This is a genomic window from Streptomyces sp. NPDC092370 (assembly GCF_044755265.1).
Classification (GTDB): Bacteria; Actinomycetota; Actinomycetes; order Streptomycetales; family Streptomycetaceae; genus Streptomyces.
The window spans coordinates 277,658-290,732 of record NZ_JBIVQO010000005.1 but is presented as its reverse complement, the minus strand read 5'-3'; the positions used below and the strand labels follow the sequence as shown (position 1 = coordinate 290,732).

Annotated in this window: 12 protein-coding genes; 6 read left to right on the top strand and 6 right to left on the bottom strand. The window is 68.9% G+C overall.

What is annotated here, in order from left to right:
• Positions 1 to 97 precede the first annotated feature (97 nt).
• The 6 genes from ACIQHQ_RS18250 to pknB all read left to right on the top strand — a co-directional run bounded on the left by ACIQHQ_RS18250 (position 98) and on the right by pknB (position 8,316).
• A complete protein-coding gene (locus ACIQHQ_RS18250; RefSeq protein ID WP_402612914.1) occupies positions 98 to 955 on the top strand; it encodes an FhaA domain-containing protein in 858 nt (285 codons plus the stop codon).
• A gap of 10 nt (positions 956 to 965) precedes the next feature.
• Positions 966 to 1,475 (top strand): FHA domain-containing protein, encoded by a 510-nt coding sequence (locus ACIQHQ_RS18245; RefSeq protein WP_283968366.1) that lies wholly within the window; start codon positions 966 to 968, stop codon positions 1,473 to 1,475.
• A gap of 140 nt (positions 1,476 to 1,615) precedes the next feature.
• Positions 1,616 to 3,166 carry a Stp1/IreP family PP2C-type Ser/Thr phosphatase gene (locus ACIQHQ_RS18240; RefSeq protein WP_402612913.1) on the top strand — a complete coding sequence of 517 codons (1,551 nt, stop codon included), beginning with the start codon at positions 1,616 to 1,618 and terminating at the stop codon, positions 3,164 to 3,166.
• Positions 3,167 to 3,193: 27 nt separating this feature from the next.
• On the top strand, positions 3,194 to 4,645 hold the full coding sequence (locus ACIQHQ_RS18235) for an FtsW/RodA/SpoVE family cell cycle protein (protein ID WP_402612912.1): 1,452 nt from the start codon (positions 3,194 to 3,196) through the stop codon (positions 4,643 to 4,645).
• Complete coding sequence (locus ACIQHQ_RS18230) at positions 4,642 to 6,120, top strand: peptidoglycan D,D-transpeptidase FtsI family protein (protein WP_402612911.1); 1,479 nt, start codon at positions 4,642 to 4,644, stop codon at positions 6,118 to 6,120. Before ACIQHQ_RS18235 ends, ACIQHQ_RS18230 begins: the two co-directional genes overlap by 4 nt.
• A 168-nt stretch (positions 6,121 to 6,288) precedes the next feature.
• Positions 6,289 to 8,316, top strand: a complete 2,028-nt coding sequence (gene pknB, locus ACIQHQ_RS18225; protein ID WP_402612910.1) for a Stk1 family PASTA domain-containing Ser/Thr kinase — start codon at positions 6,289 to 6,291, stop codon at positions 8,314 to 8,316.
• 432 nt (positions 8,317 to 8,748) lie between these two features.
• Here the strand turns inward: pknB and ACIQHQ_RS18220 are convergent, their stop codons facing one another.
• From ACIQHQ_RS18220 to ACIQHQ_RS18195, 6 genes are read right to left on the bottom strand one after another with little or no spacing between them, the layout of a single operon-like run.
• Positions 8,749 to 9,498, bottom strand: coding sequence for a class E sortase (locus ACIQHQ_RS18220; RefSeq protein ID WP_402612909.1), 750 nt, complete (start codon positions 9,496 to 9,498; stop codon positions 8,749 to 8,751).
• Between the two features lie 13 nt (positions 9,499 to 9,511).
• Positions 9,512 to 10,678 (bottom strand): class E sortase, encoded by a 1,167-nt coding sequence (locus tag ACIQHQ_RS18215; protein WP_402612908.1) that lies wholly within the window; start codon positions 10,676 to 10,678, stop codon positions 9,512 to 9,514.
• The gene (locus ACIQHQ_RS18210; RefSeq protein ID WP_402612907.1) at positions 10,675 to 11,313 is read right to left on the bottom strand and encodes an aminodeoxychorismate/anthranilate synthase component II; all 639 of its coding nucleotides are present in this window, start codon (positions 11,311 to 11,313) and stop codon (positions 10,675 to 10,677) included. Before ACIQHQ_RS18210 ends, ACIQHQ_RS18215 begins: the two co-directional genes overlap by 4 nt.
• Entirely contained in the window at positions 11,310 to 11,507 is a 198-nt protein-coding gene (locus ACIQHQ_RS18205) for a hypothetical protein (RefSeq protein WP_037668147.1), read from the bottom strand. Before ACIQHQ_RS18205 ends, ACIQHQ_RS18210 begins: the two co-directional genes overlap by 4 nt.
• A 17-nt stretch (positions 11,508 to 11,524) precedes the next feature.
• Positions 11,525 to 12,202 carry a class E sortase gene (locus ACIQHQ_RS18200; protein ID WP_402612906.1) on the bottom strand — a complete coding sequence of 226 codons (678 nt, stop codon included), beginning with the start codon at positions 12,200 to 12,202 and terminating at the stop codon, positions 11,525 to 11,527.
• A gap of 24 nt (positions 12,203 to 12,226) precedes the next feature.
• Complete coding sequence (locus tag ACIQHQ_RS18195) at positions 12,227 to 13,006, bottom strand: DUF881 domain-containing protein (RefSeq protein ID WP_402612905.1); 780 nt, start codon at positions 13,004 to 13,006, stop codon at positions 12,227 to 12,229.
• Between the last annotated feature and the right edge of the window lie 69 nt (positions 13,007 to 13,075).

The window sequence follows — 13,075 nt, the reverse complement described above, 5'->3', positions numbered from 1 at the left end:
AGCCGATCGAGCTGCGCGTGGATACGATCAGTAAGCAGTACCAGGCAAGTGGCCCGCAGAGCAGTACACAGGACGGCAGCGACGGAGGAGGTGCCCCATGGGAGTCCTGAAGAAGTTCGAGCAGCGTCTCGAAGGTCTGGTCAACGGCACCTTCGCCAAGGTGTTCAAGTCCGAGGTCCAGCCCGTGGAGATCGCGGGAGCTCTCCAGCGTGAGTGCGACAACAACGCCACCATCTGGAACCGCGACCGGACGGTCGTGCCCAACGACTTCATCGTCGAGCTGAGCACCCCGGACTTCGAGCGGCTCAGCCCCTACTCGGGCCAGCTCGGCGACGAGCTCGCCGGCATGGTCCGCGACTACGCCAAGCAGCAGCGCTACACCTTCATGGGCCCGATCAAGGTGCACCTGGAGAAGGCGGACGACCTCGACACCGGCCTGTACCGGGTGCGCAGCCGCACGCTCGCCTCCTCCAGCAGCCAGCAGGGCGGCCCGGGGGGCGGCGCCGCGCCCGCCGCCGCGCCGGGTGGACGCCCCGGCGGCTACGGCTACCCGCCGCCCGCCGCGCCCGGCGGCGCCCCGCCCATGCCTGCCTCGCCGCCCCCCGGCGGCCGCCCCGGCGGCTACGGCTACCCGCCCGCCGCGAGCGGCCAGCGGCCGCCGGCCGCCGGCGGACGCACCCGCCACTGGATCGAGATCAACGGCACCCGCCATCAGATCTCCCGCGCGACGCTGGTGCTGGGCCGCAGCACCGACGCCGACGTGCGGATCGACGACCCCGGCGTCTCCCGCCGGCACTGCGAGATCCGGACCGGAACGCCCTCGACGATCCAGGATCTCGGATCCACCAACGGCATCGTGGTGGACGGGCAGCACACCACCCGCGCTACGCTCCGCGACGGCTCGCGGATCGTCGTGGGCAGCACCACCATCATTTACCGGCAAGCCGAAGGGTGAAGCGGGGGCAATGTCAGAGCTGACCCTCACGGTCATGCGGCTGGGTTTCCTGGCCGTACTGTGGCTGTTCGTGATCGTGGCCGTGCAGGTCATCCGCAGCGACCTGTTCGGTACGCGCGTCACCCAGCGCGGATCGCGCCGCGAGGCAGGCCGGCAGCAGCAGGCCGCCCGCCAGGCGCCGCCACCCCAGCGCCAGCAGCCCACCGGCGGCCGGCGCGGCCGTAACGCCCCCACCAAGCTGGTCGTGACCGAGGGCACCCTCACGGGCACCACGGTCGCGCTCCAGGGCCAGACCATCACCCTGGGCCGGGCGCACGACTCGACGATCGTTCTGGACGACGACTACGCCTCCAGCCGCCATGCCAGGATCTACCCGGACCGCGACGGCCAGTGGATCGTCGAGGACCTCGGCTCCACCAACGGCACGTACCTGGACCGGTCCCGGCTGACGACTCCCACACCGATTGCGCTGGGCGCGCCGATCCGCATCGGCAAGACCGTCATCGAGCTGCGGAAGTAGTGCTACATCATGGATAGGCGCGAGCGGAGCGAGCACGCAGCGGCGGGCCCCACCCCGGCCCCCGGCGCGCTCCCGACCGGAGGGTGGGCAGTGTGGCTCGACACGACCGGCTGTACCCGGAGCCGACAGGCGAGGTGCGCATGAGTCTCTCCCTGCGCTTCGCGGCCGGATCGCACAAGGGCATGATCCGGGAGGGCAACGAGGACTCCGGATACGCCGGCCCGCGCCTGCTCGCCATCGCCGACGGCATGGGCGGCGCCGCGGCCGGTGAGGTCGCCTCCTCCGAGGCCATCTCCACCATCGTCGCGCTCGACGACGACGTTCCCGGCTCCGACATCCTCACCTCGCTCGGCACGGCGGTGCAGCGCGCCAACGACCAGCTGCGCTCGATGGTCGAGGACGACCCCCAGTTGGAGGGCATGGGGACCACCCTCACCGCCCTGCTGTGGACGGGCCAGCGCCTCGGCCTGGTCCACGTCGGCGACTCCCGCGCCTACCTGCTCCGCGACGGCGTCCTCACGCAGATCACCCAGGACCACACCTGGGTGCAGCGCCTGGTCGACGAGGGCCGCATCACCGAGGAGGAAGCCACCACGCACCCGCAGCGCTCGCTGCTGATGCGCGCCCTCGGATCCGGCGACCACGTCGAGCCCGACCTGTCCATCCGCGAGGTCCGCGCCGGCGACCGCTACCTGATCTGCTCCGACGGCCTGTCCGGCGTGGTGTCCCACCAGACCCTGGAGGACACCCTCGCCAGTTACCAGGGCCCCCAGGAGACCGTCCAGAACCTGATCCAGCTGGCGCTGCGCGGCGGCGGCCCGGACAACATCACGGTCATCATCGCCGACGTCCTCGACCTGGACACCGGCGACACCCTCGCGGGTCAGCTGTCCGACACCCCGGTGGTGGTCGGTGCCGTCGCGGAGAACCAGCACCAGCTGCACGACAACGGCATCATGCAGACCCCCGCCGGCCGCGCCTCCGGGCTCGGCCGTCAGGGGCAGGGCCGGGGCGGCGGCGAGTTCGGCCCGCCCGGCTCCGGCGACACCACCGGCTACATCCCGGCGGGCGGCTTCGACTACGGCGACGACGACTTCGCCAAACCCCGCAAGAAAGGCCGGTGGCTGAAGAGATCCCTCTACGGCGTCCTCGCACTGGCCGTCATCGGCGGCGGTCTGTACGGCGGATACCGCTGGACGCAGACCCAGTACTACGTCGGCACCGAGGACGAGCACGTCGCGCTGTACCGGGGCATCAGCCAGGACCTGGCCTGGGTCTCGCTCTCGAAGGTCGAGAAGGACCACCCCGAGATCGAACTCAAGTACCTGCCGCCCTACCAGCAGAAGCTGGTCGAGGCGACCATCCCCGAGGGCGGTCTCAAGGACGCCCAGGCGAAGATCCAGGAACTGTCGGTGCAGGCCTCCGCGTGCAAGAAGCAGGCGCAGCGGCGCGAAGCCGAGAGCCAGAACAACTCCAAGACCGGCGAAGGCGAGGCCGGGGGCACCACGGGAACCACTCCCGCCTCCTTCACGTCCAAGGCCACACCGACGCCGAACCCGTCCAACCCGTCGGGCTCGCCGTCGGCGCCTGAGAAGTCCCCGAACCCGTCCACGACCGCACCTACTCCCAGCCCCGGCCCCAGCCTCTCGGAGGAAGAGCAGAAGGTCGTCTCGCTGTGCGGTAAGCAGTAGGCAAGCCGTGAGAGGCCCTGTTACACGATGAGCGGTACGAACACATCGCCGACGCACCACACGTCCACGATCGGCGCGATCGGTGCGCCGAGCCGGCGCAACACCGAGCTGGCGCTGCTGGCGTTCGCCGTGGTCATCCCGGTGTTCGCCTATGCCAACGTCGGCCTGGCCATCAACGACTCGGTGCCGCCGGGCCTGCTGAGCTACGGGCTCGGGCTGGGTCTGCTCGCGGGCGTCGGTCACCTCGCCGTCCGGAAGTTCGCACCGTACGCCGACCCCCTGATGCTGCCGCTGGCCACCCTGCTGAACGGGCTCGGTCTGGTGGCCATCTGGCGACTGGACCAGTCGGAGAAGCTGCAGGCGAGCAAGCAGTTCGTCGAGGCGGCCCCCCGGCAGCTGCTGTACTCCGCGATGGGCGTCGCCCTGCTGGTGGCCGTGCTGATCTTCCTCAAGGACCACCGAGTTCTCCAGCGCTACACCTACATCTCCATGGCCGGGGCGCTGTTCCTGCTGATCCTGCCGCTCGTGCCCGGCCTCGGTGCGAACATCTACGGCGCCAAGATCTGGATCAAGATCCCCGGCCTCGGCACGCTCCAGCCGGGCGAGTTCGCGAAGATCGCGCTCGCGGTGTTCTTCGCCGGCTACCTCATGGTCAAGAGGGACGCCCTGGCCCTGGCCAGCCGCCGCTTCATGGGCCTGTACCTGCCGCGCGGCCGCGACCTGGGTCCGATCCTCGTGGTCTGGGTGATCTCGATCCTCATCCTGGTCTTCGAGACCGACCTCGGTACATCCCTGCTGTTCTTCGGAATGTTCGTCATCATGCTGTACGTCGCCACCGAGCGGACCAGCTGGATCGTCTTCGGTCTGCTGATGTCCGCGGTCGGCGCCGTCGGCGTGGCGAGCTTCGAGCCGCACATCCAGACACGTGTGCAGGCCTGGCTCGACCCGATGCGCGAGTACCAGCTCAGCCGTTCCGGGGCCAGCGACGGCATCCTCCACTCGGAGCAGGCCATGCAGGCCCTGTGGGCCTTCGGCTCCGGCGGCACGCTCGGCACCGGGCTCGGGCAGGGCAACTCCGACCTCATCGGCTTCGCCGCCAACTCCGACTTCATCCTCGCCACCTTCGGCGAGGAGCTGGGCCTGGCGGGCGTCATGGCGATCCTGCTGCTCTACGGCCTGATCGTCGAACGCGGTGTACGCACCGCCCTCGCGGCCCGCGACCCGTTCGGCAAGCTGCTGGCCATCGGTCTGTCCGGCGCCTTCGCCCTCCAGGTCTTCGTCGTGGCCGGCGGTGTGATGGGTCTCATCCCGCTGACCGGTATGACGCTGCCTTTCGTGGCGTACGGCGGTTCCTCCGTGATCGCCAACTGGGCCCTGATCGGCATCCTGCTGAGAATCAGCGACACGGCCCGCCGCCCGGCCCCCGCTCCCGCCGCCAACCCCGACGCCGAGATGACCCAGGTGGTCCGCCCGTCATGAACAAGCCCCTGCGCCGGATCGCGATCTTCTGCGGCCTGCTCGTCCTGGCCCTGCTGATCCGTGACAACTGGATCCAGTACGTCCAGGCCGACGAGCTCAGGACCGACAAGAACAACCGCCGCGTCATCATCGAGCGCTACGCGTCCCCCCGCGGCGACATCATCGTCGACGGCAAGCCGATCACCGGCTCCGCCGAGACGCCGGGCAGCGACTTCAAGTTCAAGCGCACCTACAAGGACGGCCCGATGTGGGCGCCGGTCACCGGTTACGCCTCGCAGGCCTTCGGCGCCACGCAGCTGGAGTCCATCGAGGACGGCATCCTCACCGGCAATGACGACCGGCTGTTCTTCCGCAACACCCTCGACATGCTCACCGGCAAGAAGCAGCAGGGCGGCAACGTCGTCACGACGCTGAACGCCGCCGCGCAGAAGGCCGCGTACAACGGCCTGAAGAAGCAGGGGGGCAAGGGAGCCGTCGTCGCCCTGGAGCCGTCGACGGGCAAGATCCTGGCCCTGGCCTCCTACCCGTCGTACGACCCGACGTCCTTCGCCGGGAACTCCACGACGACGGACACCAAGGCCTGGCAGAAGCTGCAGAAGAAGGCCAACCCGAACGACCCGATGCTCAATCGGGCGCTGCGCGAGACCTACCCGCCCGGTTCGACCTTCAAGGTCGTCACCGCGGCCGCGGCGCTGGAGGACGGCCTGTACACGGACGCCGACGCCAAGACGGACTCGCCGGACCCCTGGATCATGAAGGGCACCACCACCAAGCTGCCCAACGAGGGCAACATCCCCTGCGAGAACGCGACGCTGCGGGTGGCTCTCCAGTACTCCTGCAACACCGTCTTCGGCAAGATCGGCTCGGACCTCGGCAACGACAAGATGCTGGACATGGCCAAGAAGTTCGGCTTCGGCGAGGAGCAGTTCACGCCGGTCCGCGCCAACGCGTCGGTCTTCTCCGACGACATGAACCCCTCGCAGACCGCGCTGTCCTCGATCGGTCAGTTCAACACCGCCGCCACTCCGCTGCAGATGGCCATGGTCGCCTCGGCGGTCGCCAACGACGGCAAGCTGATGAAGCCGTACATGGTCGACGAGCTCCAGTCGCCCGGCGTCGACCCCATCGCCAAGACCGATCCCGAGGAGCTGAGCCAGCCGCTGTCGGCGGAGAACGCCCAGATCCTGCAGTCGATGATGGAGACGGTCGTCGACAAGGGCACGGGCTCGAACGCCAAGATCCCCGGGGTCACGGTGGGCGGCAAGACCGGTACCGCCCAGCACGGCGTCGACAACAGCGAGAACCCCTACGCGTGGTTCATCTCCTACGCCAAGGGCGACGACGACAGTTCGCCGGTCGCCGTGGCGGTCGTCGTCGAGGACGACAACGCCGTCCGTGACGACATCTCCGGTGGCGGCCTCGCGGCTCCGATCGCGAGGAACGTGATGGAGGCGGTCATCGACAGCAAGAAGTGACCCCGCTCACGTCTGCTTCACATCGGTGCACGTTGCGATACCGGTCCTGTATCGGCTGACGGGCTTGGCCAGGTCACACAAAGCGAGCCGGGTACGGTAGGCCCGGACGGCAGCCTCGACCGTACAAGCGTGCCGGTCGGGACCGACGGAGAGGGCTGGTAGGTAGCTATGGAAGAGCCGCGTCGCCTCGGCGGCCGGTACGAACTGGGCCAGGTGCTCGGGCGTGGTGGCATGGCGGAGGTCTACCTCGCGCATGACACCCGCCTCGGACGCACCGTGGCGGTGAAGACGCTGCGTGCCGATCTCGCGCGCGACCCTTCCTTCCAGGCCCGGTTCCGCCGAGAGGCCCAGTCGGCCGCCTCGCTCAACCATCCCGCGATCGTCGCGGTCTACGACACGGGCGAGGACTACATCGACAACGTGTCGATTCCGTACATCGTCATGGAGTACGTGGACGGCTCGACACTGCGTGAGCTGCTGCACTCCGGCCGCAAGCTGCTGCCGGAGCGGTCCATGGAGATGACCATCGGCATCCTCCAGGCCCTGGAGTACTCCCACCGCGCCGGCATCGTCCACCGCGACATCAAGCCGGCGAACGTCATGCTCACGCGCAACGGCCAGGTCAAGGTCATGGACTTCGGCATCGCCCGCGCCATGGGCGACTCCGGCATGACGATGACGCAGACCTCCGCGGTGATCGGCACCGCCCAGTACCTCTCCCCGGAGCAGGCGAAGGGCGAGCAGGTCGACGCCCGGTCCGACCTGTACTCCACCGGCTGTCTGCTCTACGAACTGCTGACCGTGCGTCCGCCGTTCGTCGGCGACTCCCCGGTGGCCGTGGCCTACCAGCACGTCCGAGAGGAGCCGCAGGCGCCGAGCGTCTTCGACCCCGAGATCACGCCCGAGATGGACGCGATCGTGCTGAAGGCGCTCGTCAAGGACCGGGACTACCGCTACCAGTCGGCCGACGAGATGCGCGCCGACATCGAGGCCTGCCTCGACGGCCAGCCGGTCGCGGCCACCGCCGCGATGGGCGCCGTGGGCTACGGCGGCTATCCCGACGACCAGCCGACGACCGCCCTGCGCGCCGACTCCGGCGCGGGCGCCACGTCGATGCTGCCCCCCATGAACCCGAACGACGGCGGCTACGGCTACGACGACCGCCCCGACCGGCGCCGCGGCCAGCAGCGCAAGTCCAACACCTCCACGATCCTGCTGGTGGTGGCGGGCCTCCTCGTCCTGGTCGGTGCGATCCTCATCGGCCGGTGGGCGTTCAGCGGCGATGGCGGCGTGGACAACAACGCGGTGGAGACACCGATCTTCATCGGGGAGACCAAGGCCTCGGCCGAGAGGCTGGCCGAGAACGCCGACCTGAAGCTCACCTTCGAGAACAAGCCCTGCGAGGACCAGAGCAAGGGCAAGATCTGCTCGCAGAACCCGAAACAGGGACAGAAAGTCGACAAATATTCCACCGTCCAGCTGGTGGTGTCGACGGGCGCGCCGAAGGTGACGGTTCCCAGCGTCACCGGCCTGAGTGTCGACGAGGCGAAGGAAAAGCTGGCGGGCGACAAGTACGCGTTCAGGATCGAGACGAAGACCCGGACGTCCCCCGAGGAACCGGGCACCGTGCTCGACCAGAACCCGACCACGGGCGAAGAGGTGGAGAAGGGTTCGACGATCACCCTGACCGTCGCCAAGGCCGAGGAAAAGGCCACCGTCCCGGACGTGCTCGGCCGGGACTGTGATGCCGCCAAGCAGCAGATGCAGGCCAGCAACCTGGTCGGCAACTGCACCGAGCAGGAAACCGACGACCCCAACCAGGTCGGCAAGGTCATCTCCACCACTCCGTCGGCCAATCAGCAGGTCGACAAGAACTCGTCGGTGCAGATCGTCGTCGGCAAGGCGAAGCAGCAGCAGAAGGTGAAGGTGCCGGAGGTCCGGCTGCGGACGCTGGCCCAGGCCAAGCAGATCCTGCAGCAGAGCGGGTTCACCAACATCCAGGTGGCCGGCTCGCAGGACGACAACTCCGTGGTCACCCAGCAGGATCCGCAGCCGGGTACCGAGGTCGAAAACCCGGGCGGCCAGGCCATCACCCTGACCACCGCGGGCGGCGGCAACAACAACAACGGCGGCGGTGACAACGGCGGCGGCGGCATCTTCGGAGGTGCCATCGGCGGCCGCGGTGAGGACGACTGACCCCGCCGTCACCGCACCTTCGCACCCCGGAGCAGAGCCCCCGGCCCGCAGAGGCCGGGGGCTCTGCCGTGCACGGCAGACGGCATGGTGCCCGCCGCCCTGCACCAAGCGCACCTCGCAAAAGCGTGCGCCCCTCGATCGCGTCTTCACATGCCCCGACGCGTTCACCGGGTGGGGCGGGGCATCCGAATCCGCCCCGGCCATACGAGCCGAAAGGCAGAACGACCGTCGTCCCCCTGTTCAACGCCCTGATCGACGCAACGGGGCGAGCACCGGTGAGAGCTCATCGCCCTCCGAGGAGTGGAGCGCCGGGGCGGCACTGAGCGTCCTGGAGTACAGCCGGACTGTGACGGAGAGGCCCGAAGCCGCAAGGGAAGGTTGCGGCTTCGGGCCTCTGTCAGGTGAACGACCGACCTCCCGCAAGGAACGCGGTCAGCCCAGTTCCTCCGGCGGCGTCCGGTCCGCGTCCACCTTCTCCACTCGCTCCAGCTCACCCCACACGACGTACCGGTACGTGCTCGTGTACACCGGTGTGCAGGTCGTCAGCGTGATGTAGCGGCCCGGCTTCTTCCTGCCCGACTCCTCCGGGACCTGCGAGAGGACCTTGACGTTGTACTTCGAGGTCTCGGGAAGGATGCCGTAGACCTTGTAGACGTACCACTTGTCCTTCGTCTCGAAGACGATCGGGTCACCCTTCCTGATCTTGTCGATGTTGTGGAACTTCGCGCCGTGGCCGTCCCGGTGGGCGGCGAGGGAGAAGTTGCCGTCCTTGCCCGACATCGGCAGCGTCGCCTTCACGGGGTCGGTGTAGTAGCCGGCGACACCGTCGTTGAGGATCTTGTTCGACGTGCCCTTCGCGACCAGGACCTCGCCGTTCCTCATCGCCGGCACGTGCAGGAAGCCGATGCCGTCCTTGGTGTCCAGCGCCCCGGGGCCGCCGCGGCCGTGGGCCCAGCCGTCACGGACCTCGTCGGCCTGCTTGCCGGCCGCGCGGTCGGCGACCACGTTCGTCCACCACAGCGAGTAGACGACGAACAGGCCGAGGACCAGCCCCGCCGTGATGAGGAGTTCCCCGAAGAAGCTGACGGCCAGGGCGATCGGGCCGGGCCTGCGGCGCGCCGCAGGCGGCCGGGACGCCCCGCCGGTGTGCTTCTCGTGGTCCGTGTCGGTGGTCCCTGCCACTGGTCATCTGCCCTTAACTGACGAGCGCATCCGGCTTGCCCTTGCTGCGCGGCCGTTCCTCGACCATCTTGCCCCAGACGATCATCCGGTACTTGCTGGTGAACTCCGGCGTGCACGTGGTCAGCGTGATGTAGCGGCCGGGCTTGGTGAATCCGGACCCCGCGGGCACCGGATTCAGCACGCTGGTGTTGCTCGGCGGCGTCACCGGCAGGATCGACGCCATCTTGTAGACGAAGTACTCGTCCTGCGTCTCCACGACGATCGGATCGCCCGGAGCGAGCTTGTTGATGTAACGGAACGGTTCTCCGTGGGTGTTGCGGTGGCCCGCGAGCCCGAAGTTACCGGTCTTGTCCCCGGGCATCGCCGTCTTCAGCGCGCCCTCGGCGTAGTGACCGACCATGCCCCGGTCCAGCACGCCCTTGCTGTTGGTGCCCTCGGCGATCGGGACCACCACGTCCAGCTTGGGAATGTGCAGGATCGCGAAACCCTGTCCCGGCTCGAAGGCGCCCGGGCTGCGCTTGCCGCTCGCCCAGTCGCTCTGGAGGCTGCTGGCCTCCTGGCCGGCCTGGGCATACGCCCGCACGTTCGTCCACCACAACTGGTAGGTGACGAACAGCAGCATCAGCACGCCGGCGGTGATGAACACCTCGCCTATCGCCCGGCTCGCGACGACCGCGGCGCCCGGCTTGCGCGCCCGCGCCTGTCGCCGCGCCTCCACACGTGACAGCGGTGCCCGCGACCGGCTCCCCGTGCCGGAGCCGCTGCCGGTGTCGCTGCCGTTGTGGGCGGCCGGGGAGGCCTCCGAGGCGCCGCCATGACGCCCATGACGGCGTTTGGCGGCCTTTCTGCGGGCCGCGCGACCTCCCGGGGCGGATCCGTCCTGCCGGAGGGCCGAAGAAGCCGCAGAGCCCGCTGGGGCGGCGCCGGTCCCCGGTGGGGGATCCGGTAGCCGCAGCGCCACCGTCTCCTCGTCGACCGGCGGCAGATACCGCTCGTCCGAGACGGGGTCGTACGACGCGTACGGCTCCGGCTGCGGCTGCCCGCCCGGCCCCGCCGGATACGGCTGCGGGGTCGCACCGTACGTCCCTCCGCCCGGCCACTCCTCGAACGCACCCGGCACCCCGTACGACTGCTGTCCGTACGAGGTGTCGGACTCGCGCTCGGGGCGCAGCGCGGTCACGCCGTGGCCCTGCCCACCACCGGGGCGAGCCCGGCCGACCTCGCCACCGCGCCCTGGTCGCCGCACTCCACCAGCCAGTTGGCCAGCATCCGGTGCCCGTGTTCGGTCAGCACCGACTCGGGATGGAACTGCACACCCTCGACCGGCAGTTCGCGGTGTCTCAGGCCCATCACGATGCCGTCGTGCGTGCGGGCCGTGACCTCCAGCTCGGCCGGGACCGTCGCCGGCTCGGCGGCCAGCGAGTGGTAGCGCGTCGCCGTGAAGGGAGAGGGCAGGCCCGCGAAGACGCCCCCACCGCCATGCTCGACCAGCGAGGTCTTGCCGTGCAGCAGCTCGGGCGCACGGTCCACCACACCGCCGTACGCCACCTGCATCGACTGCATGCCGAGGCAGACACCGAAGACCGGGACCCCGGTGTCTGCACAGTGCCGGACCATGTCGACACATACCCCGGCCTGCTGCGGCGTGCCGGGGCCCGGGGAGAGCAGAACGCCGTCGAATCCGTCCTGAGCGTGCGCCGTCGACACCTCGTCGTTGCGCAGGACCTCGCACTCGGCGCCCAGCTGGTACAGGTACTGGACCAGGTTGAAAACGAAGCTGTCGTAGTTGTCGACGACGAGAATGCGCGCGCTCACTGGTTGTCCACCGTCACATCGTTGAAGGGCAGCAGCGGTTCCGCCCACGGGAAGACGTACTGGAAGAGGACGTAGACCACGGCCACGACCAGGACGAGTGAGATCACTGCCTTCGCCCACGTGTTCCCCGGCAGATGCCGCCAGATCCAGCCGTACATGCCGTCCCTTCCGTCGTACCACGGCACCAGACCCACGCCGTACAGCCACCAGACTAACGGCGCAGCGCCTCTGGTTTCCCGGCCTCCACGGGCTGGGTGGAGTCCAGGTGCGCCCAGACGATCAGCCGATGACTGTGCCCCCATTCCGGTTCGCACGTGGTCAGCGTCAGATAGCGTCCCGAACGCGTGTACCCGGATGTACGTGGGACAGGGTCGATCACCTCGACGTTCGAGGGCACTGTTTTGTGCGGGCCTTTGTCGATCCGATACGTGAACCAAGTCGTGCCGTCGGTCAGCACCACCGCGTCACCGCGCCTGAGCTCGGGAAAGTCCTTGAAGGGGTCGCCGTAGGTGCGGCGGTGACCGGCGACCGCGAAGTTCCCCTCCTGCCCCAGCTGGGCGGTCTCGGCGTAGTGGCCCAGTCCCTTCTTCAGGGTCCCGGCAGCGGTGCCTTCGAGCACGGGCTTGTTCCACGTGAAACCAAGCCGCGGGATGTACATGATCGCGAAAGGCCTGCCCTCGGCGTACGGCGCCGGCCTGGGAGGACCCGCCGGGGAGTCGCCGGCCGGCGGGCGGGGCTTCGACCACTCCTTCCGGAGCAGGTCGATCTGGGCGTCCATGACACCGTCGGCCCGCACACCGGTCCAGAAGAGCACGTAGACGACGAACAGCACGATCACGCTGCCGACGGTGATGCAGAGTTCGCTGACGGTCCTGACGATCACGCGCACCGGCAGCTCCCCCGGCCCTCGCCTCTACTCCACGGGCTTCGCGTAGTGCAGATCCACTGTGCCCGAGTAGCCGGGCAGAGTCACCGGGCCGTTCTCCTCGACTTTCCAGCCGAGCCCGTAGACGTTGACGTAGACCATGTAGTTCTGGATCGCCGGAGAGGCCGCGAGCGCCTTCTGCAGCCGGCCCGGGTCACCCACCGCCGTGATCTTGTACGGCGGTGAGTAGACCCGGCCCTGAAGGATCAGGGTGTTGCCCACGCAGCGCACCGCGCTGGTGGAGATCAGACGCTGGTCCATGACCTTGATGCCCTTGGCCCCGCCCTGCCACAGCGCGTTCACCACGGCCTGGAGGTCCTGCTGGTGGATGACCAGGTAGTCCGGCTGCGGCTCGGGATACCCGGGGAGCTTGGCCGTGGCGTCCGGCGGCGCGTCGTTGAGCGTGACCGAGAGGGAGTCGCCCCTGAGTGCCTGCGTGCCCGCCCGCTTCTCCAGCGCGGAGAGCTTGTCGTCCTCCGCCTTGGTGCTGCCGTCGTCGCGCTCGGCGAGCGCCTCTATGTCCTTGCGCAGGGTGCCGTTGGTCTCGTCCAGCGCGCCGTTCTCACGGCTGCGCTCGTGGATGAGGTCGGACAACTTCAGCAGCGAGGAGTCCGTGCGGATGTTGGTGCCCTTGGCGGTGTCGAAGCTGGTGAAGAAGATGAGACCCGCGAGAGCGAAGACGGCCGCCGTGAGGATCCGCACCGGCCGGAAACGGCGCGCGCGCCCAGGGGTGGATCCCGTCCCGGGGGAGTCGGCAGAATTGCTCAACGTACCCTTATCTCCTTCGGCGCGGCGGAAGCACTACGCTAACGGACGCCCGGGGGAGCAATCGGAGTC